Source organism: Mesorhizobium sp. LSJC269B00 (assembly GCF_000502815.1).
In the GTDB taxonomy this organism is placed as follows: domain Bacteria; phylum Pseudomonadota; class Alphaproteobacteria; order Rhizobiales; family Rhizobiaceae; genus Mesorhizobium.
This window is the reverse complement of the sequence record NZ_AYVN01000003.1, coordinates 62771-86674: the sequence shown is the minus strand read 5'-3', so window position 1 is coordinate 86674 and position 23904 is coordinate 62771. Positions and strand designations below refer to the sequence as shown.

Genomic DNA, 23904 nt, shown 5'->3' with positions numbered 1-23904 from the left:
AACTCAGTTGCCGGAGCAAACTTAGTCATCGGACTGCAGGCCCGATCTGGAAAACGCAAGCGCCAGTATCGCGTTTCTAACAGTGGCGGTTTCGGCGGCGATGCTGCTACGCAGGTCCTGATCCAAGACCTCTAGCCGCAGTCTTTCTACCGCTGCGTCGGCCGAAGTTCGCGCGGCCGCCTTGCTGAAGTTGATCGTGCATACTGCGAAGCCGCCCTCGATCGTGATCTCAACCGCAGCGTTGCCGGTTACCCGATACGCTGCGCGCTTTACACAGTCGAGGCTGAAGACTGACAGATCAAACTTGACTTGGGCAGTCTGGACGAGCTCGCTCTCGCGAGGGGTGTCCGCCATCAACAATAGCTGTAGCCAGAGCAGTGAGACCCGTGACTAGCATGGCTCGAATGGCTGGTGTGGTACGCCATGATAACGTCCGTACCATTTGAGCGGTCTAGCACCTCACCGTAGCCGAGGTCCGCCGGGACAGTGCCAGCTTCAGCGAGCTTGGTCGAAGGCTGATTTGCCGATTCGACAAGGACTGCAGCCTGAACTTGGCCGCCGAGAATCATCGTGGCCGACAAGGCCATTGGTGACAGGAAATTGCGTTTCGACATTATCCAAACCCCCGTTTGTACGGACTCATTAGCAAAACGCGCCAAGCCGGACAAGTACCGATTGTGGAGAAGTGCTTAAGGGACCACTAATGTTCCGGGCCAAATACTTGTATTGTGGAGTTGACGGGTTTCCGTCTTCTGAGCGCAATCGATCGCAGAAGCGGCCCGACGATGCTCTTTTGCAGCCGCTTCGGCTGCCGCCAGAAAGCGCTCGGATTTCAGCCCGAGAAAGCTGTTCGGAAGGTTTGGTTCTGGGCCATTGGCGATCTCCGCTTGGTGGGGTTCGCCGCAACGCGGACCATAGTCCTACATGCCACGCTTCCTGACCTCCTGGCCTACTCTCACGGGAGCGATAGGGCCAGGCGCCAAGCGCCACCATCAGGAGGGAAGCGGTCATGCCGACCATGTCTCGCGCCTGTAGCGTCTCGGGCGCCGCATCAAGGAAGCGGGCTACAGCGCTGCGGCCTGATACTGGACTCCGGGCTTCAGACGATGCATTCTCGCCTCGGGGAAGGGATCATGGGCAATTCTGTTCATGCCAGGAGGTTGGAGAGGCGACGGCCTTGGTGGCGCTCGCTTTTCCGCTATCGTCTCGCCGCCGTTCTGGTGATGCTCGGGGCGACTTCCGCGGGCTATCTTGCAGTCGGCGACGATCGGCACGAGCTGCCGCGCGTTCACCATGGCGGCGATTCGTCGGCCAGCAACGCGGCTGTCCGCGAGGCGGGCTGCGATATCAAGGGCAACATTAACGAGCGCGGCGAGCATATCTACCATATGCCGGGGCAGGAATATTACTCTGCTACGCGCGTCAACCCAGCTCGAGGAGAGCGCTGGTTCTGCTCACAATGGGAAGCGTGGTGGGCGGGCTGGCGGAAAGCGAAAGTGTAGCGATTGCCTTTAGACTACACCTTCAGTTGCTCGATGCGCGTGCTCTTTATTGGAAGTTCGAACATCGCGCCGCCCGCGACAATTTCCGATTGCTTTTCGATCGGGCACCAAAGGGCGAGTAGCCGCTCCATTTGCTTGACGACCGGAGCCTTGTAGAGGCCCTTCGAAAGAAAAAACCCGACGAGCCGAGAGCTTCGAAATGCAGCATATTCGACCTTGTTCCGGGTAATGCGTCGATCGCCAGAGATGACGATCCAACGCCCCTCCGTGCTCAGCTGGCCGATCCAGGCCACATCCGCGCCGATCCATTCTCGGGCGCAAATGGCGCCGCCTTGGCCATCTCGGCAGATCGTCGAGTAGTCGGGCCAATGCCTTCCAAGCAGGAATGCAGCCAGAGCGACGCGGCAAAGCCCATCGGGACGCGCCAGCCTAGGTCTTCCTCCCCCCGCTGCATGCCAGACGTATTGTCCTTGGGCATCGCGCCGATCCATCGGCGAGGCGTCAGTTCGTCTCGCCGACGATACTGTCATAGTCGCGGCCGATCAGTAGCAGCACGAAGCCGCAGGGCACTGTCACGCTGGTGAGGGCAATAAGGCCGAGCCATCCATAGTCCGGCTTCGCAAAATAGTAGTACCAGCTAATCGCCTGCACCAGCGGAGACACGATCAACATCCAAGCACCCCATATGCCATCCGTGTTGAGCCGGATCGTTGTCGTCGCCCGATAGCTGATTGCCATACGTATGCCCTCCCGTTCCTCAAAAGGCAGCTTCGCGCCGGTTGAGCGCGAACGCAAGCGCCGGCCCGGCTACGGCTTTGCGAGCCTCACGCCGGCGCCTCCTCCATTCTGCGGAATGAGCTCAACCCCGGCAGCCTCCAGAGCGGCCTGCAGGTCGACCAACGTGCGGTCGTATGGCGTCCGCTTGCCAGCTTCGAAATTGGCAATGGTCGTCTTGGCCACCTGGGAGGCCGCTGCCAGCTGATCCTGCGACCATCCAACAAGCGCCCGGGCTGCCCGGCATTGAGATGGCGAAATTGTCATTTTAGTTAAACCTTACATTAAAGTGCGACTGTACGATACGTGCAGCCTTATACCATTAGTGCAACGTTATCGCAAATGCAGACCCAAATGCCTAACACCCCTCTTCTGGAGGCCGGCGAAGCTATGGCCGCTGCCTTCCCTTAGAAGATTTTCCCGCGCCCTGCTCGGTGCCATCGCCTCTATTCCGGGCATAAGAGGCGCGGCCGCGGCGCATGTCCCGCCGCAACCGGCGCCTCTGCCCTCCCAGGAGGAACTGCTGCAAGCCTACAGTGAGTGGCTGTTCTTCGAACGTCTGCTGCTTATGCGCGACATCTACCCTGGCGAGCGCAACCCCTACCGCCAAACAGCCCTCGTGCCCTGCAACACTCTTGCGGCGCATTACCATTTCCCGCTACGATGACCGAGAGTTATAGCCCGACATGGGAAACGGTGCCCTCGCCAGCCACGCGTGCGCTGCTCGTCTTGCAGACTGTCGGCGTTGACTTCAGGCCGCTGAGTGAACGGCAATGATCTTTCGTTCAGAAGGAAACTGCCATGCGAACGACCGAACGTGATCGACCGCCTTCCGGCTGGTTTGTGGTCGACGTGATGCGCCGCGAAGCCCGGAAGTGGGACTGGGCGGCGCTTGTCACCGATACGCATCCTGACGACGATCTAGAAGCTCGGATCTTTGCGAAGCAGTGCTGGGTCCCCATTCCCGGCAAGCACCGAAACCGAGATGCGGCTTGGGATATGTTCGAGGCGATGTCAGCCACGCGGCACTGACTGACTTTCATTCCGCAGAAGAGAAACGAACAGCCCGCTGCTGCTGGTGGCGGGTTTTTCATGTCGCGTTTCATGTCGCGTCCATCAGCCGCGCATCAGTAAAAACCGTCGGAAACCAAGGATACTCAGTTGCTACATGGTGTAACATGAGCTGAATATTACAGAAACAAGTGGTGCCCAGGGGCAAGTAGGAAATGTCTGTGCTTTCAGATCTTACCACGCACATGGCCTGCGGACAACCAACAGAAATACCAACAATATATTCTGGTGGGTTACTTCATTCCTCCCGGAATGTCCGACTGATTTGGTCCGACAGCGGCTTCACGAAATAGGAAAGCGCCGTACGCTCGCCCGTCTGGACCATCGCTTCGGCCGGCATACCGGGCACGAGCGTCAGGCCCTTGAGCTTCGTCAGTTCCGCCTGCGGAACCGACAGGCGCACCAGGTAGTACGAAATGCCGTTTTTTTCATCCGTCGCCAGATCGGCTGCGATCCGGCTGACATATCCGTTCAATATCGGCGTGGTTCTCAGATTGAAGGCTGACATCCGCAGCACGGCCTTGTGACCAAGCTGGATTTGGTCGATGTCCTTCGGGGTGATTCGTACTTCAAGCGCAAGATCGTCGCCTTCCGGCACGATTAGCATGATCGGATCGGCGGGCGTAATCACTCCGCCGACCGTATGAACTGCGAGTTGTTGAATGGTGCCTGACTGCGGCGCGACGACATCGATCCGCCGCAGTTCCTGTTCAACCGCCACCTTGCGCTCAACATACTCCCCGACCTGCGCCTGAACCTCTCTGAGCTCCTGGCCGACTTCCGTCTTGAAATCCTGATCGATCTGCGGGATCTGCAGGCGCGTTTCGGCTATGCGGGCTGCCGTCTGTGCCTGATCTGCGATCTTCTCACCGCGTTCGCCACCGAAAGTGGCAACCTGGATCTTCAGGCTGTTCAACCGTTGGACCGAGACAATGCCTTGCTCGCGCAGCCCACTTAGAACAGCAATTTCCTTTTGGAGAACCTCGATCATTTTTTCACAGGCAATTTCCTGCGCCTTGAGTCCTTCGATCTCGTGGTGATATTGAGTAATGCGTTCCGCCAATTGCGCCTGCTTCCCGTCGCGGGATTGCCTGCGGAATTCGAACAGCAACGTCTCGCTATCTATTGCCGAAGCTACGTCTGGAACATCTCTTCGGGCGAGTAGCCAGTCCGGGAAGGCGATTTCCGCGAGATCGTCACGCTCAGCATCGAGTCGTGCCAGGTAGGCGCCCAGCTCATCGAGCCGCTTGGTGACTATGGCGAGATTAGCGCGCGTCTGGGTGGCATCGAGCCGCATAAGGATGTCGCCGGCTTTTACTTTATCGCCTTCGCGCACCAGGATTTCTCCCACCACCCCGCCAGTCGGGTGCTGCACCTTCTTGACATACGAAACGACGACAAAGTGTCCGGTCGCTACAACCGCACCGGAGAGATTCGTGAAGGTCGCCCAGGCTCCGGCTCCTCCCACAAAGATCACGCTCGCCAGAAGGCCCGCCACCAGGTGGCNGATTCGTGAAGGTCGCCCAGGCTCCGGCTCCTCCCACAAAGATCACGCTCGCCAGAAGGCCCGCCACCAGGTGGCGGCGAATGGAGCTTGAAACGTCATTGTTCTGATCAATGCCGGACACCGGTATCCTCCATGTCAGCGCGCTCTGCCACGTTATCCTGCGTAGACTCGATGGCCTTCAGGACTTTGGAAGGCGCACCGAATGATCGCTGCCGTCCACCTTCCATCACCAACACCAAATCCACGGCGCGGATGACGCTCGGCTGATGGCAGACAACAACCGCAATGCCCTTGCGCTCGCGCACGGAGGCGATCGCCTTAGCGACTGCAGCTTCGCCTTCCGCGTCGAGATGGATATTGGGTTCATCCAGCACAACAAGGAAAGGGTCTCGATAAAGGGCACGGGCAAGACCGATAAGCTGGCGCTGCCCGGCGGAAAGTGCCGATCCGACCTCACCAATCGGAGTTTCGTATCCGTGCTCAAATCGGAGGATCAGTTCGTGCGTGCCCGCTGCTTTCGCCGCNACCTCACCAATCGGAGTTTCGTATCCGTGCTCAAATCGGAGGATCAGTTCGTGCGTGCCCGCTGCTTTCGCCGCGGCGACCATAGCCTCAGGGTCAGGATCATGTTCAAAACGAGCAATGTTTTCGGCAATGGTGCCGTCGAACAGTTCAACACCTTGTGGTAGATAGCCGATATGACGGCCTAGTGCTTCCCGGTCCCATTGTTCGAGGCTTGCGCTGTCAATGCGAACCTTCCCGGCGACCGGCGTCCATGCGCCGACGATGGCGCGCGAGAGTGTCGACTTGCCCGAACCCGATGGACCGATGACCCCGAGTGCGCTTCCCGCCTGAATGGCAAACGCAATGCCGGTCACGGTCGGCTTGCTTTCGCCGGGCGGAACGATTGTCACGCCTTCCAAGCGCAGTTCGCGTTCAGGTGCAGGCATAGGCACAACAGGAGCGGTTTCAGGAACCCTTTCCAAGAGGTCCTCCAGCCGCGCCCAACTCTGGCGCGCAATGAGGAAGGGTTTCCAGCTTGAAATGGCCAGATCGACCGGAGCCAGCGCACGCCCCATCATGATCGAACTGACAATCATGACCCCGGCCGTAGCCTCCTGCCTGACGACAAGGTACGCACCGACGGTAAGAATGGCCGATTGCACCTGCAGGCGCAAGTCGGCATTACATCGCGCTGCTTGCAGCAGGCCATTGCGTGCCATGTTGTGGGCAACGGTATCGCTTATCGGCCCTTGCGAGAGAGTGTTGGCAAGGAGTGTCAGAGATGTGAGACCGACCGCCCCGATAAGTGCCGTCATGCCGATCCAGAAATGAAGGAGGAAGCAAATGCCAAGATAAAACAGCATCCATGGCAGATCAAAGAACGCTGTCGGACCGTTTCCACCTAAGAAGCCGCGAACATTGTCGAGATCGCGAAGCGGCTGCAAGCCGTCNAAGAACGCTGTCGGACCGTTTCCACCTAAGAAGCCGCGAACATTGTCGAGATCGCGAAGCGGCTGCAAGCCGTCGCCCGGCATGCGCGTTGAAAGCGGAAGGCGAACGATCGCATCGTGAACGCGTCCGGAAAACTGTCCATCGAAACGCTCGCCAATCCGCAGCAGCACGCGGGCGCGCAAAATGTCGAGCAGGCATTGGAACGCATAAAGCCCCGCAGCAAGCACGACGAGCCCCACTAGCGTGGATACGCTGCCACTTGCCAGAACGCGGTCATAGACCTGAAGCATGAACAGCGGCGAGATGAGCGCAAGCACGTTGACCACGCCGCTGATCAACACAATGCCCCAAATCGCGGAAGTCAGAGGGAAGGGTCTCAAAGCTGAATCCTTTAAGGAATGGTTGTCACGTAAGTCTCCGGAGGCTGGCGACCCAGCTCCCTATATTGCTCCCCGACCGGCAACCGACTGCATCCGCTCGCTGGTTCAGGATCAGTGCTCCCGCCGAATATGTTTGGTCCCGGCATTTAATGGAGCGGGTCAACAACACCGTCCGGCTGACAGTTTGGAAGGGATTCATCGTGGTCGGCCGCAAGGGCCCGAACAGGCTTCCGCCTCCACACCTTCAGGCGCGTTCATATTCGTCATCGGACAGTTGCAGAAATCGATTGCTTGGATAGGCACACATTTACGAAATGGATGCACTCTCGTGCGCTTCGCCCTTCTGCTGAGCAGTTGCGGGGTCGCAGGCGGCGGGGGATCGCCATCCATGCCTCCTCTCATAGTCGAGGGGGGGGCAGTTTCTCAATTTGGGGACAACTCAGACGTCCGGTGCTATTAGGCAGGGGAATCATACGAGATCCCTCCTGCAACATCATTTCCCGCATCCACAGGCTTGCCGGATCACTATTGTGGAGCGCAGGCCATTGAACGGCCTCCGTGAATGCGGGAGGAAGTGGCGGCGGAAGTTTGACAATCCGCAGGGGTGTTGTTTTTGCGAAATGCTGCGCCAGCCGTAAGGGCATGGTCCCGATGCGGCTGGTGCCTGATACAACGGGCGGGATCAGGCTAAAGCCGTGTACGACAACTTCGATGCGTCTCTCGAAACCGTGCTCGAGCAAATACCATTCCTCCATGGAGAGCTGCCGGGTGTCCCCGAATTTGAACACAACCTGCCCCATCGATAAGTATCGCTCCAATGTAAGTGGCTCTGACAGCTGCTTGTTCGTGCCGCAGCCTACGCACACGAGCATATCTTCGAACAGGGCTGCGCGAGGATGTTTCGACATGAATACTTCCGGCATAATTAGAAAATCAACGTCGCCGCGCCGGAGAAGCTCCTCGGGGTCGTCGGAAATAGGGAGACATTCAAAGCGGACGGCGGGAGCTTCCCGCGCAGCACGTTCTACGATCTTCTTAAAAAATACGAGCGTGATGTAATCGGAAAGGATAATCCGGAAGCGACGATCCGATTGGGCTGGGTTGAAGGCGTCCCAGGAAATAATCGATAGCTGGATGTGCAGCAATGCCTCCCTGACTGCTGGGGCGAGCCCCTCAGCGCGAGGTGTCAAAATGAGCTCGCGGCCGCTCATCGTAAATAGCTCATCGCTGAAATAGGCGCGTAACCGAGCAACGGCGGCGCTCATTGCCGGCTGGCTCAGGTTAATACTGCGGGCCGCCGCGGTGACTTTACGTTCCCTGACCAGAGCGTCCAACACAACGAGGAGATTCAGATCGAGTCCCTTAAAACGCATGTCTTGATCTAGGCGGCGTGTGAATGGGTTGCGACCAAACATTCAATTCGAATGGTGAGTAGCGTCAACGCATCAGCCTTCGACGAAAAAGAGCAATCGAAAAGAAGAAGGGCAAAACTGTGTATATGCAAAGCGCGCCGATATGCAGGCCCATTTTGTCAATCGGACGGCCAAGCATCGCTGGACGAATGAGGTCGATTGCATGTGCGAGCGGTAATAAGGAGGCAGCATACTGAAAAGCGCCGGGCAATTGGTTGACCGGAAACATCGCGCCGCAAAGGAACAGCATGGGTGTAATAACAAGCGTATTATAAAATATGAAATATTCATAACTGGGCGCAAGCGCCGTGACGACCATCGCTAGACTCGCGAAGGCGAGGCCATTGAGAGCGATGACTGGCAGCAAGCAGAGGATGGATGGCCACGATGCGTAGCCGAGCGTGGTGGCAACAATAGTGATTGCTGTGCCCGCCATGAGGGCCTTCGTGGCTGCCCACGCCAATTCGCCGAGTAAGATATCGCCGAGCGTCAGCTGAGTGCATAGCATTCCTTCCCAGGTGCGCTGGTCGCCCATGCGGCCGAAACTCCCGTAGACCGTTTCAGCGGTCGCCGATGCCATCACGCTCGTGGCAACCATGCCAGCCGCGAGAAACGCAATGTACGAAGTGCCCTCAACAGGACCTATCATTGTTCCGATGCCAAAGCCGAGACCGAACAGATAGATCATCGGATCGGCGAGGTTGCCGAGAACCGATGCAAGCCCGATTTTCTTCCATCCAAGATAGTTGCGGCGCCAAACCGCGACCCAATTCCACGCATTGGCGGGCATGCCCGCCGCATAACGTTCGCCCATTGTTCAGTCCTCCATCTCGCGCCCGGTTAACCGCAAAAACACATCCTCGAGGTTGGGGGGACGCTGCAGAAGGCGTAGACCCGTGCGCCCGCGTAGCTGCGCCAGCACCTGCTCCGGATCGGGTGCATAGCAAAAAAGCGTCTCACCGCTCACCTCGATGCGCTGTGCGTACGGCCGGATCAGCGCACCCAGTTCATGCGGATTGCCGCCGTAGACCTCCACCACGTCACAGCCGATCTGCTCGTCAATGAGTTCGGACGGGCGACCTTCGGCGATCTTGCGCCCCTCCTCCATAACGCACAGCCGATCGCACAGCCGCTCGGCCTCTTCCATGAAATGGGTAGTCAAAAGAATAGTCTTGCCCCGCGCCAGCAGCGACCGCAGCCGATCCCAGATCAGGTGGCGGGCCTGCGGATCGAGGCCGGTGGTCGGCTCGTCCATCACCAGCAAGTGCGGGTCATTGATGAGCGCACGCGCAAGCGTCAGGCGCCGCTTCATGCCGCCGGACAGTTCGGCGACGCGCGCATCCGCTTTGTTCTCGAGGCGGGCGAACTCAAGCAGCGATGGTATGACCGCATCGATCTGGCGTCTGCTCATCCGGAAGTAGCGCCCGAACACCAACAGGTTCTCGCGTACAGTGAACGCGGCATCAAGATTGTCGAACTGCGGGACCACGCCGATGCGCATACGTGCCAAACGCGCGCGCGCCGGCACTGGAGCGCCGAGCACAGTAATCTTCCCCGCATCAGGCGATGTCATGCCGAGGACCATACGCGCAATCGTGCTTTTGCCCGCGCCGTTCGGTCCCAAGAGCCCGAAGCATTCCCCCGCCGCAACGCGGAACGACAGCCTGTCGACAACGAGCTTGTCATAAGTTTTGCTTACGTCAGTAAGGTCGATCGCTATCATGGACATGGGTTCATTTTACCGAGAGGGACGACAAAACTGGCGGTTGCTTGGTTCCCTGCCGACCTGAAACTGTGACTCGTCTTCGTCATCCCCGCCGTCGATAACGAACTGATCGACATCACAAGGATCTAGCCGCTGCTCCGCTAAAGCGGCGACAATTGCGTCGAGATTATCGATGGGTTGGTATCGCGGATCGTTGTGCCGCTTTTCCTGGTCATCGCAGAAGACGAGCCGTCCATCCTGGACCAGGGCGATCGCCCCATCATGGGTCAGCTTGGTACCACAGATGCGCATAGTGTCTCCACGTTAACGGCGATAGATTCGAGATTCATCAGGAAGCGGAAATCGGATTCCGGAAACGGACGAGCAAGCAGTCTTCGTTGACCGACTCGCCCCGACACTCAAGCCGCTCTACCTCGATCAACGTTTCGTTCAGCATGGCGATGACCGGCTCAGCACCAGCGGCGTGACCCCAGCGACGGCAATTAGCATCCCTTGCCGATCCGAAGATCAGATGCCCGCCTGGCGCAAGCACCCGCACCAGGTTTTTGACGGCCGCGCGCATCTCGGCTATGTCTCCGAGGTAGTAGAGGACCTCCGCCACAACGATCACGTCAAACAACTCGTCGGTCGAAAACTGTTGAACATCGCAGACTATCCAGTTGATGCGCGACGGCTCCTTTATCCGTTGACGTGCTCGAGCAATCGCTTGCGCCACGACATCGATGACGGTGAGCCCTTGGCAGTAGGGGGCTAGTTTTTCCGTGAATGCGCCGGCAGCGCACCCGACTTCGAGGGCATTTGTAATGGAGCCTTGGGCAAGCGCCAGCTGGAGCATTTGCGTGTGGCGCTTCCGCTCGAATGGATTGCCGTCGAGGCCCCACGGATCGTCGGCGGCCAATTCCCGATCAAGCAACTGATGATTCACGTTCTGGGTCAAACTCGTGCACCTCTCGTCCATTAGGTATTTGCGATCAATCGTCGCCGCAAATGTTGTCCGACAGGACTAATTCCGAAGAATCCCGCGCAAGACTGAGCCTGCGAAGCGGAGCCGAATGGGGCGAGAGTTCTGCCCTGCTGGAACCAGTGATCGGAGCTTGGGTGGGGGCCTGTTTTCCCCCAGTGTTCGATGTAGCGACAGCAGAGCTTCGCGACAGCCAATCGCTATTGCTCAAGGTACACAGCGCGTAGGCCTTCAACGGAAGCAAGAGAAAGACGTTGATGAACGTGTGCAGCGAAAAGCCAAGAAATCGAAATTGTCGAGCACGAAATGCTACCACGCTGCATCGGAGCATGGTCATGGACACAATCATCAGTCCTGTCCACCAAGGCACAGTGCCTGTCAGTGCGAAATGTGCGAGGCCCGTTAATACCGATAGGGCGAGGAGTAGCGCGCCGAGATTCTGTCCGACCACGTCCAACGTGAGATAGCTATTTAGGCTAGGCAGCAAGCGCAGCCCAAGCAGTGTGTCCCGGAATGTGCTTCGTGCCCAACGGAGTTGTTGGCGCAGATACGGTCCGAGTCTGTTCGGAACGACTGTGGCCGCGATGGCGCTCGGAACGTATTCGGTTCGAAAGCCTGCTTTCAGCATCAGGATAGTGAGATGGCGATCCTCACCGAAGTCGCTTGGCTTGCCCCGAAAAAATTGCGACTCGTACTGGTCCAGTAACAAAAGGAGCGCAGACCGGCGGTACATGGCACATGGGCCGCAACAGCACATAACGGCACCGAAGCGAGCCTGTGCCGCGCGCTCCTCGTTGCAAGCCAGCCAGTACTCCATGTCTATCAGCCTGGTCAGCCAGCTCTCGGTTCGGTTACTGGCCGTCAACTGACCCATGACTGCGCCGACCGCTGAATCTCGCATCTTCGGTACAAGCTTGGAAATGACGTCGGGCGCGAGTACCGTGTCTGAATCAACGTTAAGCACCAGATCCCCTGATGAGCGTCGTATCGCGGCGATCTGCGCCTTGCGCTTTCCAACATTCTCGGGAAGCAAAATGATGTCGAACCTGGGGTCGCGCGCGTAGTCTTCGTGGACAGTTCCTAAGGCTTCGCGATTTCCAGAACCGTCATCAACCAAATAGACCCGAAGTCTTCCGGCGTATTCTTGGTCTGCAATGGAAGCCAGGCACTCTGAAAGCGTGCGCGGATCCTCGTTGAAGCAGGGGACGATGACATCCACGCTGGGCAGTTTGTCGGAGCCGGCGAGAACCTCCAACGCCGACGAATCCTTTGTCGGCATAGCATAAAGCCCTTGCATGCTCTTATAGGCAGTCGAGAGCAGTGCATAAAGCGAAATGGCCACAGTGCTGGTTGTACCAAGAAGAGTCATGGGATCTCGTTGTTCAGTGATGTTGAGGAAGTGAGCGGATTACAAATCCGCGCTCACGCAGTGCTGGAATCAGCCGGGACAGCGCCGTGACCGTCTGGTCGCGCATGCCGGCGTGAGCGCCCTGGCTCAACTCGCCGGGAGGGCATCCGTCGTGCAAGAGTACAATTGCGCCCGGCCGGACGGAGGCGAGCACTTTATCGATAATCGCCTCGACTCCAGGGCGAGACCAATCTCGAGGGTCGACGGACCAATGAAGGGCCGCCAGCCCGGCGATCTGTGATGCTGTGCAGACTTCTTCGCTCCAGGCGCCGTAGGGCGCGCGAACAAAGCGGACCGAGGCCTGCGGGCACGCTCTCATGATCGCGTCGTTCGCTTCAAAGACCTCACGTTGCACTTCGCCGAAACCGCATTGGTACGGATCCGGATGAGACATCGTGTGGTTGCCTACCTCGTGCCCTTCTGCGATCATCCGTTGGATTAGATATGGGTGCTCTAAGGCGTAGGCGCCGATGACGAAGAAAGTCGCCGGCACCCGCTGCTCTGCCAGCACGTCGAGAATCTCCGGTGTGAAAAGTGGATTGGGACCGTCGTCAAACGTCAGATAAACGCTTCGACGGCCGGTGCCGTCAGAGCACTCACGGCGCACTTCGTACAAGCAATCGGACCGGCTCATAGCTCTGGTCCGTTCCGATCTATCATCGTGCCCGTGGGCCATTCGCTGATCGGCCGTCCAACTGGCAGAACAATTGTGAGTGCGTCATCGATGCGTGTGGGCGGCAGGTCGAGGCGGGCCTCTGGTCGGGTGGAGCGCACGCGAATTCCCGACAAAACGGCCATAGGGCTGTATCGCCGTCCGAACCTCTCAACATGATTCCGCATCGCGTCCCTGACCGTTCCGAAAGCGAATGGAACGCCAAGCTCCTGCAGTATTGGAAGCATGACATGGATTGAATGGGCGATTCCCAGACCCTCAAGGTCCGGACGTACCCCGTACAGGCCCAGTTCAGCCACCAACAGGTCGACCGCGTCGACCTTGATGAAACGGCGCAGTATGCCCATGTGAGCCGCTACACCGCTTGAATCATAGGCGATTACGCGGAGTTCAGGCCTGGCTCCGGCCCAGCTTCGACTACCTTCGAACGGTTCTGCGTTGGACGCCCCAGTCGGCCCGTACGTATCACGAAAGAACTCGGCGAGCTTAACGTGATCGGAGAGCTGCAACTCGTTTTCCCAGCACAACTTCCACTGCACCTGATGGCGCATTCAGGACCTCTCTTCATATTGGTTTTTGCGGCCGCATTACTCGACCAAAGCGGCGTTGGTGGCTGCACTCAGCCGTTGTCGTTGGCGAAGGTGAGCCAGACGCTCTCTCGAGTTCCGGCCCGTGTCGTCGATTTGAGCTTGACGTCGCTCACTTTCCGTTCCTCTAATGCATGGCTCGTAAATTCGTAAAATTGATTGTTTGAATGATACGCATCCACACGTTGGATAGAACATGACATGCGTTTTAAAGGGCTGGATCTAAATCTCCTCGTTGTGCTGGACGCTCTGATGAGGGAGCGTAAAGTCACTGCCGCGGCTCGCAGTATCAACCTGAGCCAGCCGGCCATGAGCGCCGCCGTTGCTCGGCTACGCGCCTATTTCAACGATGAGCTATTTACGATGAACGGCCGCGAGCTCATTTTGACGCCGCGCGCCGACGGGCTCGCCCCAGCAGTCCGGGACGCATTGCTGCACATCCAGCTATCGATTATTTCCCCCGACGCCTTCAACCCGGCCCAATCGGATCGCCTCTTCCGAATCATGCTTTCCGATTACATCACGCTCGTATTTTTTAGGACGATAGTAGAGCGCGCTGCGCGGGAAGCTCCCGCCGTTCGCTTTGAATGTCTGCCTATTTGCGACGACCCCGAGGAGCTTCTCCGGCGCGGCGACGTTGATTTTCTGATTATGCCGGAAGTGTTCATGTCGAAACATCCTCGCGCAGCCCTGTTCGAAGATAAGCTCGTAGGCGTAGGCTGCGGCACGAACAAGCAGCTGTCGGAGCCACTTACATTCGAGCGATACTTGTGCATGGGGCATGTTGTGCTCAAATTCAGACACACCCGGCAGCCCACCATGGAGGAATGGTATTTGCTCGAGCACGGTTTCGAGAGACGTATCGAAGTTGTCGTACAGGGCTTTAGCCTGATCCCGCCCGTCCTGTCAGGCACCAACCGCATCGGGACCATGCCCTTACGGCTGGCGCAGCATTTCGCAAAAACAACACCCCTGCGGATTGTCCAACTTCCGCCGCCACTTCCTCCTCCTGCATTCACGGAAGCCGTCCAATGGCCTGAGCTTCACAATAGTGATCCGGCAAGCATGTGGATGCGGGAAATGATGTTGCAGGAGGCATCTCGCCTGGCGCCTTTGCCTGAAATCATTGAGCGTCTCGGGCACGCCGATCCGACCTTTCGTTTCTTGGTACCGACTGCCACCTCGAAATCGCGTGCGAAGTCCCGGAAGATGTTGAGCCCCACCTAATCACCGCCTGTAAGACAGGCTGATCAGCATGTTCGACAAGCGCCGGCGCGGCGCGTGTTACCTACGTTCTGGGGCTGATCTCAGGCGAGTTGCTCGTCGAGGATGTGTGGCAGAGTGATGCCAGCTGCCTTGATTGCCCGCTTTGGCCGTAGGTGGTGACGACGCGAGCATTCTTTTCGATGGCGGCTTCTGGAGGCGGACGCGATCGCGTAGGAGCGGTTGCCCTTCGGGCGTCGGGCCTTTGGCCCGGCAGAGCGGCGCAGTTCCTTGCTAAGTGCGAGGGGCCGGAACGAGCAGAACACACGCCCGGGCTGCTACTGAATTGACTGCCGCCTCGATTTGCGTGCGAAGTCCCAGAAGATGGTTAGCCCGGTTAAATTCCTACCTTGCCGGCTGTGCCGCGGCTTTTCACGTGCAGCCAGGCGAGGAGATGGCGGTCGACGAGGTCGACCCCAAATGGACTGTGCTGGCCTCGCTCGGCTCTTGCCGTGCGGGATCATTGACCACACCCCCTGCACGAGAACGTGGGGCATGTTGGCAAGTGAAGCCGGTGGAGGTTGACGCTGCGGATCTAGGCAATCTCCCTCGCGCTTCCGCCTTCATATATTTTCCGGCAGATGGATGTCGAACGGCAGAAATGTCTGTCCGGGTGTTTCAGCGGTGCCGGTCTCGATAGCCCGTGTCATCAGCGTTATCAGCTCCTGGCAAAGCCGGCGCATTGGCGTGGCGACCGCCATCGTGACGATGTTATCTGCGAGCGCTGCCCGAGACTCAGGTGTGATTTCATTCACGATCGCGACGAGATCCCGACTTTTGCCCTCTTCTCGGAGCGCGGAGATCGCGCCCTCCATGCCGCCGCCGGCGACATAGAAGCCGACGAGCTCGGGCTCCCGCTGCATGAGATCAAGCGTTGCCTCGTAGGTGATCTGCCGCTTCTCGAGGTTCATGACCGGATCCAGCACCTCGAACGTGGGCGCGTTCTCACGGCAATAGGAGCGAAAGCCGACGTCACGGAGCTCGTGCCCCTGGAAACGATGGCTGCCGACAAACACCGCCACTTTGCCGGGCCGTTTTGCGACCTTGGACACCATCCAAGCGGCCGTGCGCCCCACCTTGCGGTTGTTAAGGCCGATATACCCCTGTCGCACGCCGGCGGCGAAGTCGGAAAGCAGCGAGAAAACCGGAATGCCCTTGGCCTTGAGGTCCTCAACCGCTGCTGTGATTTTCGGGTGGTCCGGTGCCACCATCGCGATTGCATGGCAGCGTGCGCCCAACTCCTTGAGCGGCGCGATCAGGTCGCTCGGCATATGTGACGGGGCGAATTCGACGAGCGGAATCCCGTGGAAGGACTGGGCCAAATTGACCGATGCTTCGACCTCGCGCGCAAAATCTTGGTAGAAATGCTGGGCCGGTTTTCTCAAGATGAAGCCCAGACGGTAGTGCGGTAGGTCTCGCCGCAACCGCTGCTTGATTAGCCCGGCAGCATGATAGCCGATCGCCTGGGCGGCGTCGTGGACCCGCCGCGCGGTCTCCTCGCGCACCGGATGGCGGGCGTTCAGAACCCGATCGATCGTTGCTACGCTGACTCGGGCTTCGCGGGCGAGATCGGCAATTGTGGGGCGCTTGGTCATAGGTCCTATTCTGATTGGTTTTTGACGCGGGCCGGCTCTCTGTCCGCCTAACGCGTTTCGGTTTCGGGTGGCAAAACGAAGACGTCCCATACGAATGGGCACAGCGTGTTGGACGAACATCATTGCAGACGTAAACCGGCCGGGTATACTGAAAGGCTCATTCGCTTAAAGGGCGGTGAAGATTTGCACTCACACATTTAGCGCTTCTGATACATGGTCCGTGAGGAGCCGTTTAGAGGCTGCGGGTCGGTCGTTCAGTTATGTGGCCAGCTAAGCGACTTGACAGGTCGTGGGCCGCCCACCTTACTTGCAGGAGGGTAGCCGGTTTGATGCCTCGGTAAGCTGATGACCGCTGAAGGCAGCTTTCATCTGTGCTCGGTCCAACTCTCCTTCCCAGCGTGCGACGACGAGGGATGCCACTGCGTTGCCGACGCAATTCGTCAGCGCCCGGCATTCGGACATGAATCGGTCGATGCCGAGTATCAGTGCCATCCCAGCAACGGGAACACTCGGAACTACCGCGAGCGTAGCCGCCAGGGTGATGAAGCCCGCACCTGTCACACCTGCAGCGCCCTTGGAGGAAAGCATTGCTACGAGCAGCAGCAGCACCTGATCGCCGATGGACAGATCCGTGTTCGTCGCCTGTGCGATGAAGAGAGCCGCTAGCGTCATGTAGATATTCGTGCCGTCCAGATTGAACGAATATCCGGCCGGGATGACGAGACCCACAACCGAACGCCTGGCGCCCGCCTTCTCCATTTTCTCCATCAGCGACGGGAGCGCCGCCTCCGAGGAGGACGTTGCGAGGACAAGCAGCAGCTCTTCCTTGATGTAACGAATGAGAGAACAAATCGAAAAGCCGTTGTAACGGCAGACTGCGCCGAGAACCCCGAACACGAAGAGGAAGGCGGTGAAATAGAACGTCGCGACCAGCATCGCGAGGTTGACTACCGAACCGATGCCATATCTGCCGATGGTGAAGGCCATCGCGCCAAAAGCGCCGATCGGCGCGGCCTTCATCAGAATTCCGACGAGCTTGAAGACAGGCACAATGAGCGCCTGGAGGAAGGAAACGACAGGCTTGCCAGCCTCTCCGGCCATCGCAAGCGCCATGCCGAACAGAACCGAGAAGAACAGCACCTGCAGGATGTCGCCTTCCGCGAAGGCACCGACGATCGTTGGCGGGATAATGTTCATCAGGAAGCCGGTGACCGACTGCGCTTTGGCTTTTGCGGCATAGGTATTCACGGCCTGGACATCGAGCGAGGCCGGATCGATGTTCAGGCCGTCGCCAGGCTGGACGACATTGGCGACGATGAGGCCGACGATCAGCGCGAGCGTTGAGAAGGTGAGGAAATAAACCATTGCCTTGCCGGCGACCCGGCCGACCTTATGAAGATCGTTCATGCCGGCAATGCCGGTCGCAATTGTCAGGAAGATGACAGGCGCGATGATCATCTTGACCAGCTTGATGAAGGCATCACCCAGCGGCTTCAGGCTCTCGCCGGTCTCCGGATAAAAATAGCCAATTGCGACGCCGAGCGCGATGGCGGCAAGCACCTGGGCGTAGAGCTTGGTGTAGAAGGGTTTGCGGGGCGCGGGACTCGCGCCGCGGACTTGTGCAGCTGACACTGTTTCTCTCTCCCTGACCGGATCGAGGTGGCGTGACTTCTCCCGGGCTTCTCCCTATCGCGGCGCTCCGGTCGAACGCTGCACCAACGCCGCCGCAATACCCATGCCAGATGAATCCGCATCACCTGAACTGATGTGGGCTCGCCAATGATGGAGGAATGCGGTGTCAGACCAGCGGGCAAGGCCGCGGTCCCAACGCCCTTGATGGTCTGTGGCAGAGTGCTGCCGGTCGATCCCTCTGGCTAGCGGTTTTGCTGCACAGAGCGTGGTGGGTTCCTCGTTAGCCGGCTTTGGACCGGGCCCCATCGTTGGCGCCAGCGCGTACCAATAGGTCGCCTGTTCAAGGCCGTCCAGACGACAGGCTAACTTACCCCTGTTCGGAAGCGCTCGTTTCTAGACAGCCTACGACCATGCAGCCAGTGCAATCACAGAATAAATTCGGACGGCCTTTTGGACGACCCATTTTGCAAATCAACGCCCGCAGCAGGGGCAGCCGTTTTCAAGCGGTCGCATCGTAATCTGTTCAGACTTTTCGATACGCTCATTGAGTGTGCCGATTTCGGCCCCAGGCCGGTGATGGTGCTGACCACGACGATGCGATTCAGAAGTTGCGAGCACCGCCTAGGCCGACATCGCCGCCGCCTGATCAACTCGAGAAAGATGGCGGTTGCCGCAACCGACCAGTGCTGCCGTTGGCGGTTATTATCGCTCCCGACCCTCCTTCGCGGGCGCTGGTGAATGGCACGGCCTCGCATTTACACTCCGCGCGGTCAGCCGCTCGGGCAACGCATGGCCGGCCCAGGTATTTCTGCTTCAACGCAAAGATAGAACTGATGAATCCTATCATAGGCCGCGAGGTTTCCTTTCACAGATGAAAGAAAGCTCGATTGACTATGCCGCCTCGCTCCAGTCTTTTGAAAACAACGTGTGTTTGCCCGGGGCAAGCCAATAACATGGCCAAGCCTCGTGGAGGGAGTAGCCAAGCGATGCGTCAGGGCTAGACCCGCTTTGCACTCGACCACACGGCGGCGGCACGAGTTCACGTCGGAGCATATTCGCGCGTGCCCGCCACGTCGCGGGCGCACATGCCGCCAGCCTAGATTTGATGGCGCGAGATCGAGGATCACATGCACCACAACATTAGCAAGTCAGAACAGAATGCCCGCGACTGCGGCATATCGCTGCCGAATGCGATAAAAGGTTGTCCAAAGCCCGACACGAATCCTGCGAATGTGGCATTGCACGAGCGCGCGCTAACCGGCATCTTCGAAATATCGAAAGTACTCGCCGATGCCGCCCGGCTCGAACTCAAGTTGGCCAAGGTAGTCGACCTCCTGCACTCGTTTGTGCAGATGCGGCACGGCATCATCGCTCTCTGCGATGCCGAGGGCGGACTGGACATCACAGTGGCCAGCGGCTGCGGCACGAACGGCAATGAGCCCTCCCGGTCGCGCCTGCCGCGCAACGCCATCGACCAGATTGTGACGACCGACACGCCGATCCTCGCCGAGGACATAGCGATGCATCCGACCTTCACTGCCGCTGATATCGAGGTGCTTGGGGCCTCCGACACCGTGTCGTTCATCGGCGTTCCCATTCGTGTTGATGGGAACGCCATAGGCGCGCTGACTTTGGACCGGGTTTTGGAAAGCAGGTCAAGCTATCGGCTCGACGATGATGTCCGGCTGCTTACCATGATTGCCAACATGGTGGGACAGACAGTCAAGTTGCATCGCTTCTCCGCGGCCGACCGCGAGCGAACGCCGGAGCTGGAACATCGGCTGCAAACGAAATTTTCTGATGTTAAGCACCCTGCACCCCGGCGCAAAAAGGTTCACGTCGAGGGGATGATTGGTGACAGTCCGGCGATAAGCGCCCTGCTGGAGAAGATCGCGGTCGTAGCGAAGGCAAAAACCACAGTTCTGTTGCGAGGTGAGTCCGGTACCGGGAAGGAGCTGGCTGCCAAGGCAATTCACGAGTTGTCGCCGCGCGCCAAGCGGCCCTTCGTTAAACTCAATTGTGCAGCGCTCCCAGAGACAGTCCTGGAATCCGAATTGTTCGGTCATGAGAAGGGTGCCTTCACAAGCGCATTCAATTCCCGCAAGGGGCGCTTTGAGCTCGCTGACAAGGGGACGTTGTTTCTGGATGAGATTGGCGAGATCTCGGCCTCGTTCCAGGCAAAGCTACTGCGCGTGCTGCAGGAGCAGGAGTTTGAGCGCGTCGGCAGCAATCAGACCATCAAGGTCGATGTTCGCGTGATTGCCGCCACGAACAGGAACCTGGAAGAGGCGGTTGCAAGGAATGAGTTCCGCGCCGACCTATACTACCGCATCAACGTGGTTCCCTTGCTGGTACCAGCATTGCGCCAAAGGCGCAGCGATATTCCGCTCCTCGCAGCTGAGTTTCTCAAGAAGTTCAACGACGAGAACGGCTGTACGCTCACCTTCGATCCGCGTGCGATTGAAGTGCTGATGAAATGTGAGTTTCCCGGCAACATTCGCGAGCTTGAAAATTGCGTGCACCGGACAGCGATCCTGGCCGAGGGACTGTCAATCGGGAGAAACGACTTTGCCTGCTCCCAAGGCCAATGCTTTGCCGAGGCGCTGTGGAAGTGCAGATCGGGCAAGGCCGCGCTGCAACCACCGCCGATCCTGCCGGAGTCAGCGAATTTGGCCACGCCCCCGGACGAGGCCGCCAGTTCGGCCGCGACTAACCCGCTTGCCGGCGCAACCCACCCAATTGGCGCGAGGACGCCCGATATAGAGCGCGTCATTGCTGCCATGGAAAGATGTGGCTGGGTGCAGGCAAAGGCAGCGCGCTTGCTTGGGCTGACCCCGCGACAGATTGGCTACGTGCTGAGGAAATACGGCGTCGAGATCAAGCGTCTTTGAAAGCATGACCCTGGGCATGAGCTGAGCCGCTTAGCGCCTTGGCGCCGCGCAGCGATGCAGATCCGCGTGCGCGTCAACTCGATTCGACCGAGGACAGCCTGGCTGAATTCCCATGTCAGCCGGCGCTGCGACCATTGTGTGAAAGGCAACCCTGCCATCGTCAATCCCGTCCGCCATGTTGCTCTCGTTGCGAGCTCATACGGATGCCCCTGTGTGACTGAAACGGAGTTAAATATGTCCGATGCAAAACTGCAAACTGTGCTTTCGGCTCTTTCGCAAGTGACACGACAGTTGGATGCTCTGCCGTCCAACGGACCAGCGCCGGACGCAAATTTTATCAAGCTGAATACGAATGAGAACCCGTTTCCGTTGCCGCCAATCATAATGCAAAGTGCAGTGGCGGCCCTCAAGCGCCAGTATCTATATCCGGATGACGATAACTTCAGATTGAGGGAAGCAGCGTCCAGCACCTATGGCGTTTCCAGGGATCAGGTCATCGCTGGCAACGGGTCGTCTGAACTGCTCGGACTGATCTACAGAGCTTTCCTCGCACCCGGCGACAAGGTTGCGATGATGTCGCCAGGGTTTTCGTTCAACCGCAAACTTGCCATGCTTCAGGGCGCTGAGTTCCTCGAAATCGGATGTCAAGCTCATTCCCTGCCAATGGAGCAATTGCTTTCCGGTCCGGCAAAAGACGCCAAGTTTATTATGTTGGCCAATCCAAACAATCCGACCGGAACATTCCTCCCGATCAGCGATATCGAACGCCTCGTAGCACAATCGGACCGCTTGATTATCCTTGATGAGGCATACGTCGACTTTGCACCCGATCACGGACTGCGCCTCATCAACCGGTATTCGAACCTTCTGATCTTGAGGTCATTCTCGAAAAGCTATGCCGCCGCCGGCATTCGCGTCGGTTTCGGTTTCGGTCACCCTGAAATTATTGGAAGGCTGCGAAACATCCAGAACGTCTTCAACATGAACGTGATCGGGCATGCCGTTGGTATCAGCGTGCTTGCGCATCGCGGCGCCTACGCAGACAACCACAAGCACATCAAGGATGAACGAGAGCGAGTGACAGTTGCACTATCGCAACTCGGATTTTCCGTAACACCCTCCCGCGCAAATTTCTTGCTGGCCCGTGTGCCCGCGGGACAGGACGGCTCATGGTGGCAAGCAGCATTGGAGAGGCAAAAGATACTTGTCGCGTTTTTTCCGGACAAAGGCTTGGAACACTGTATCCGCGTCAGCATCGGCACAAAAGAGCAGATGGATGAATTTCTTGCTGCCGCTGGCGACATTGCTGGAAGCTTAACGGTGCCAAGCTCCAGGGGCAGGGAAGCGTCAGGCTCTGCTTCTTCGTTACGCTGACGCTAATCGGCGATCACACACATCTCTTCCGACTTGCGGGTGATCCCAGCAAGAAAACAGCCTGCTTTTAAAATCGGGGACTTAAAGAGTGACAAACGTCTTTCCTTCAAACCTGGCTTTCGGCATCTTCGATCATTTGGATGAGGATGGCCGCGATATAGGCCGGCAGTACGAAGATCGCCTGATATTAGCAGAGGCGTGCGATCAGCTAGGGTTCTATGCCTATCACCTCGCAGAACACCACTGTACTCCCCATGGGAGAGGTCCATCGCCGAATCTGTTCTTATCGAGCGTCGCCCAGCGCACCCGGCGCTTGCGTCTCGGACCCTTGGTGATGCTGCTTGCGCTTTATCATCCGCTGCGTGCGTTCGAAGAGATCTGTATGCTGGACCAGTTGAGCGGTGGCAGGCTCGAACTGGGCATAGGGCGCGGTGCTCTCCCGACCGAATTGGGCTACTTCGGGATTGGTGCGGACGCGGTGCCGGGCCGTTATGCCGAAGCCAGCGAAATTCTTATGCAAATACTTGTTAATTCGAGGGAGGTCGGCACGCTATGCTATCAAGGCCGCCATTTTGATCTCAATGACGTTCCTTTGACGCTAAGACCTCATCAGCGTCCACATCCGCCCACATGGGTCGCTGCCAATCGACCCGAGTCCACAGCTTGGGCCGCTGCGAATGGAACAAATATCGCGTGTGTAGGACCTTCCTCTTCTGTTCGCAAAACTACTGATGCGTTCCGCGCCTATCGAGAGGACAACGCAGGCGGGGGGGATCAAGGGAGATTTGTCGGATTGCTCCGCATGGTCGTGATTGGGCGTTGTGACACACATGCCTATTCGCTCGCGGCACCTGCTTACGCACGCTGGCTCAAGAGCTTCCAATTCCTTTACGAGCTTAACGCTATCCCCACTCCACCAAACTTGCCGCTGACCTTCGATGCGGCAGTCGAGAGTGAATTGTGCGTGGTAGGATCAGCAGAGTCTGTGCGAAAAGCTCTGCTAGATCAGTTGGAAGAGGCAGGTGCCAACTACCTGCTTTGTCAAATGGCATTTGGAAATCTGCCGCTAGATGCTTCCCTTTACACCGCGAGGACGATTCAGTCCGAAATCATGGCTCGACTTGGCTGACCATGAAATTCGCGGTCTGAGGTTAAATCGTTGTGCAGCGCTCTCACACTCACGTGATCGAGCGTGCACGTGGTGGGGCGGGCAATCGAGAGGAGGCCAAACTGACGACGAGCAGACGGCACAGGATACCAGCTTGTGCGTTGGCTGGCGTCTGGGCCATCGTGTGAACATCCACGATCCTAAGGAGAGGGTAGCCGAGCGCGTCACGATGCCGGCACGCGTCTGCTCGTCGCGCTGGCGCTAGTCGTTGCCCATAGCCAGCCGCAGGAGGTTCTTCTCGCCCGGGGCGGCGTCGGTGCGGCCCAGCTTCATCAGCGGCCGTCGGTGGCAAAGCCGTCACTCGCTACAGCGCTATTGAGGGCGCGCTCGCGAGCGGCTTTGCGACGCCCAGCCAACACCTCCAGCGAGCTCGCCCGATGATGGTGGTGCACCGCGGTCGGATACGATGCTGGAGGAAATCGTTCGCAGCCGGTCTTCACGAATTGCGAGGAGTGCTCGTTCTTGAATGCTGGCTGCTGGCCGGATGCGGTGGCCTGAGTGGTCTGCCGACACGCCCGAAAGTCA

The 23904-nt window shown here is 58.3% G+C and carries 19 protein-coding genes and 3 pseudogenes; 6 read left to right on the top strand and 16 right to left on the bottom strand.

Translation table 11 applies throughout. From position 1 onward, the window contains the following. Positions 1 to 21: 21 nt before the first annotated feature. Positions 22 to 354: a His-Xaa-Ser system protein HxsD gene (gene hxsD / locus X771_RS156435; RefSeq protein WP_023672253.1), complete on the bottom strand. Its 333-nt coding sequence runs from the start codon at positions 352 to 354 to the stop codon at positions 22 to 24. 779 nt (positions 355 to 1133) lie between these two features. Between hxsD and X771_RS1000000166500 the strand changes: the two genes are divergently transcribed. Beyond that, a complete protein-coding gene (locus tag X771_RS1000000166500; RefSeq protein WP_084566736.1) occupies positions 1134 to 1502 on the top strand; it encodes a hypothetical protein in 369 nt (122 codons plus the stop codon). A gap of 14 nt (positions 1503 to 1516) precedes the next feature. Here X771_RS1000000166500 and X771_RS1000000168730 read toward each other — a convergent pair whose 3' ends face one another. The 3 genes and pseudogenes from X771_RS1000000168730 to X771_RS156450 form a co-directional block, all read right to left on the bottom strand. Beyond that, positions 1517 to 1993: a hypothetical protein gene (locus tag X771_RS1000000168730; protein ID WP_023687372.1), complete on the bottom strand. Its 477-nt coding sequence runs from the start codon at positions 1991 to 1993 to the stop codon at positions 1517 to 1519. Positions 1994 to 2003: 10 nt separating this feature from the next. Then, positions 2004 to 2240, bottom strand: a complete 237-nt coding sequence (locus X771_RS156445; protein WP_023687371.1) for a hypothetical protein — start codon at positions 2238 to 2240, stop codon at positions 2004 to 2006. 75 nt (positions 2241 to 2315) lie between these two features. Then, a pseudogene (locus X771_RS156450) lies at positions 2316 to 2543 on the bottom strand (helix-turn-helix transcriptional regulator); the annotation flags it as partial. Between the two features lie 534 nt (positions 2544 to 3077). Here X771_RS156450 and X771_RS0133615 point away from each other — a divergent pair. Then, positions 3078 to 3308 (top strand): hypothetical protein, encoded by a 231-nt coding sequence (locus X771_RS0133615; protein ID WP_031202508.1) that lies wholly within the window; start codon positions 3078 to 3080, stop codon positions 3306 to 3308. Positions 3309 to 3585: 277 nt separating this feature from the next. On the opposite strand, the pseudogene X771_RS156460 reads toward X771_RS0133615, so the two are convergent. The 10 genes and pseudogenes from X771_RS156460 to X771_RS156505 all read right to left on the bottom strand — a co-directional run bounded on the left by X771_RS156460 (position 3586) and on the right by X771_RS156505 (position 13420). Then, positions 3586 to 4975: pseudogene (locus X771_RS156460) on the bottom strand (HlyD family type I secretion periplasmic adaptor subunit). Further along, entirely contained in the window at positions 4962 to 6599 is a 1638-nt protein-coding gene (locus X771_RS156465; RefSeq protein WP_156935982.1) for a type I secretion system permease/ATPase, read from the bottom strand. Before X771_RS156465 ends, X771_RS156460 begins: the two are co-directional and overlap by 14 nt. A 488-nt stretch (positions 6600 to 7087) precedes the next feature. After that, entirely contained in the window at positions 7088 to 8062 is a 975-nt protein-coding gene (locus X771_RS156470) for a LysR family transcriptional regulator (RefSeq protein WP_023687365.1), read from the bottom strand. A gap of 64 nt (positions 8063 to 8126) precedes the next feature. After that, positions 8127 to 8915: an ABC transporter permease gene (locus X771_RS156475; RefSeq protein WP_023687364.1), complete on the bottom strand. Its 789-nt coding sequence runs from the start codon at positions 8913 to 8915 to the stop codon at positions 8127 to 8129. 3 nt (positions 8916 to 8918) lie between these two features. Beyond that, entirely contained in the window at positions 8919 to 9830 is a 912-nt protein-coding gene (nodI, locus tag X771_RS156480; protein ID WP_023685034.1) for a nodulation factor ABC transporter ATP-binding protein NodI, read from the bottom strand. Between the two features lie 54 nt (positions 9831 to 9884). Further along, positions 9885 to 10118 (bottom strand): annotated as a pseudogene (locus tag X771_RS156485) (carbamoyltransferase N-terminal domain-containing protein); the annotation flags it as partial. 37 nt (positions 10119 to 10155) lie between these two features. After that, positions 10156 to 10785 carry a nodulation methyltransferase NodS gene (gene nodS / locus X771_RS156490; protein WP_023685032.1) on the bottom strand — a complete coding sequence of 210 codons (630 nt, stop codon included), beginning with the start codon at positions 10783 to 10785 and terminating at the stop codon, positions 10156 to 10158. A gap of 13 nt (positions 10786 to 10798) precedes the next feature. Beyond that, positions 10799 to 12157 carry a chitooligosaccharide synthase NodC gene (nodC, locus tag X771_RS156495; protein WP_023687361.1) on the bottom strand — a complete coding sequence of 453 codons (1359 nt, stop codon included), beginning with the start codon at positions 12155 to 12157 and terminating at the stop codon, positions 10799 to 10801. A 13-nt stretch (positions 12158 to 12170) separates the two neighbouring features. Further along, entirely contained in the window at positions 12171 to 12830 is a 660-nt protein-coding gene (gene nodB, locus X771_RS156500) for a chitooligosaccharide deacetylase NodB (RefSeq protein ID WP_023685030.1), read from the bottom strand. Beyond that, positions 12827 to 13420 carry a NodA family N-acyltransferase gene (locus X771_RS156505; RefSeq protein WP_023685029.1) on the bottom strand — a complete coding sequence of 198 codons (594 nt, stop codon included), beginning with the start codon at positions 13418 to 13420 and terminating at the stop codon, positions 12827 to 12829. The genes nodB and X771_RS156505 overlap by 4 nt, the downstream gene beginning before the upstream one ends. A 237-nt stretch (positions 13421 to 13657) precedes the next feature. Here X771_RS156505 and X771_RS156510 point away from each other — a divergent pair, with 237 nt between their 5' ends. Beyond that, entirely contained in the window at positions 13658 to 14683 is a 1026-nt protein-coding gene (locus X771_RS156510; protein ID WP_023685028.1) for a LysR family transcriptional regulator, read from the top strand. Positions 14684 to 15282: 599 nt separating this feature from the next. Here X771_RS156510 and X771_RS156515 read toward each other — a convergent pair. After that, positions 15283 to 16314: a LacI family DNA-binding transcriptional regulator gene (locus X771_RS156515; protein WP_023672231.1), complete on the bottom strand. Its 1032-nt coding sequence runs from the start codon at positions 16312 to 16314 to the stop codon at positions 15283 to 15285. 303 nt (positions 16315 to 16617) lie between these two features. Next, a complete protein-coding gene (locus X771_RS156520; RefSeq protein ID WP_023687360.1) occupies positions 16618 to 17946 on the bottom strand; it encodes a dicarboxylate/amino acid:cation symporter in 1329 nt (442 codons plus the stop codon). A 1127-nt stretch (positions 17947 to 19073) separates the two neighbouring features. Here X771_RS156520 and nifA point away from each other — a divergent pair. The 3 genes from nifA (at position 19074) to X771_RS0133610 (ending at position 23340) form a co-directional block, all read left to right on the top strand. After that, positions 19074 to 20837: a nif-specific transcriptional activator NifA gene (nifA, locus tag X771_RS156525; protein ID WP_084566735.1), complete on the top strand. Its 1764-nt coding sequence runs from the start codon at positions 19074 to 19076 to the stop codon at positions 20835 to 20837. A 234-nt stretch (positions 20838 to 21071) separates the two neighbouring features. Continuing rightward, on the top strand, positions 21072 to 22211 hold the full coding sequence (gene hisC / locus X771_RS156530) for a histidinol-phosphate transaminase (protein WP_023687358.1): 1140 nt from the start codon (positions 21072 to 21074) through the stop codon (positions 22209 to 22211). Positions 22212 to 22299: 88 nt separating this feature from the next. Beyond that, entirely contained in the window at positions 22300 to 23340 is a 1041-nt protein-coding gene (locus X771_RS0133610; protein ID WP_031194208.1) for an LLM class flavin-dependent oxidoreductase, read from the top strand. Positions 23341 to 23904: the final 564 nt, after the last annotated feature.

What these genes read in the sequence shown, in the direction of transcription:
- hxsD (WP_023672253.1), bottom strand. Translation starts at nt 354, where the DNA reads ATGGCGGACACCCCTCGCGAGAGCGAGCTCGTCCAGACTGCCCAAGTC.
- X771_RS1000000166500 (WP_084566736.1), top strand. Translation starts at nt 1,134, where the DNA reads ATGGGCAATTCTGTTCATGCCAGGAGGTTGGAGAGGCGACGGCCTTGG.
- X771_RS1000000168730 (WP_023687372.1), bottom strand. Translation starts at nt 1,993, where the DNA reads ATGGATCGGCGCGATGCCCAAGGACAATACGTCTGGCATGCAGCGGGG.
- X771_RS156445 (WP_023687371.1), bottom strand. Translation starts at nt 2,240, where the DNA reads ATGGCAATCAGCTATCGGGCGACGACAACGATCCGGCTCAACACGGAT.
- X771_RS0133615 (WP_031202508.1), top strand. Translation starts at nt 3,078, where the DNA reads ATGCGAACGACCGAACGTGATCGACCGCCTTCCGGCTGGTTTGTGGTC.
- X771_RS156470 (WP_023687365.1), bottom strand. Translation starts at nt 8,062, where the DNA reads ATGCGTTTTAAGGGACTCGATCTGAATCTCCTCGTTGTGTTGGACGCT.
- X771_RS156475 (WP_023687364.1), bottom strand. Translation starts at nt 8,915, where the DNA reads ATGGGCGAACGTTATGCGGCGGGCATGCCCGCCAATGCGTGGAATTGG.
- nodI (WP_023685034.1), bottom strand. Translation starts at nt 9,830, where the DNA reads ATGTCCATGATAGCGATCGACCTTACTGACGTAAGCAAAACTTATGAC.
- nodS (WP_023685032.1), bottom strand. Translation starts at nt 10,785, where the DNA reads ATGGACGAGAGGTGCACGAGTTTGACCCAGAACGTGAATCATCAGTTG.
- nodC (WP_023687361.1), bottom strand. Translation starts at nt 12,157, where the DNA reads ATGACTCTTCTTGGTACAACCAGCACTGTGGCCATTTCGCTTTATGCA.
- nodB (WP_023685030.1), bottom strand. Translation starts at nt 12,830, where the DNA reads ATGAGCCGGTCCGATTGCTTGTACGAAGTGCGCCGTGAGTGCTCTGAC.
- X771_RS156505 (WP_023685029.1), bottom strand. Translation starts at nt 13,420, where the DNA reads ATGCGCCATCAGGTGCAGTGGAAGTTGTGCTGGGAAAACGAGTTGCAG.
- X771_RS156510 (WP_023685028.1), top strand. Translation starts at nt 13,658, where the DNA reads ATGCGTTTTAAAGGGCTGGATCTAAATCTCCTCGTTGTGCTGGACGCT.
- X771_RS156515 (WP_023672231.1), bottom strand. Translation starts at nt 16,314, where the DNA reads ATGACCAAGCGCCCCACAATTGCCGATCTCGCCCGCGAAGCCCGAGTC.
- nifA (WP_084566735.1), top strand. Translation starts at nt 19,074, where the DNA reads ATGCACCACAACATTAGCAAGTCAGAACAGAATGCCCGCGACTGCGGC.
- hisC (WP_023687358.1), top strand. Translation starts at nt 21,072, where the DNA reads ATGTCCGATGCAAAACTGCAAACTGTGCTTTCGGCTCTTTCGCAAGTG.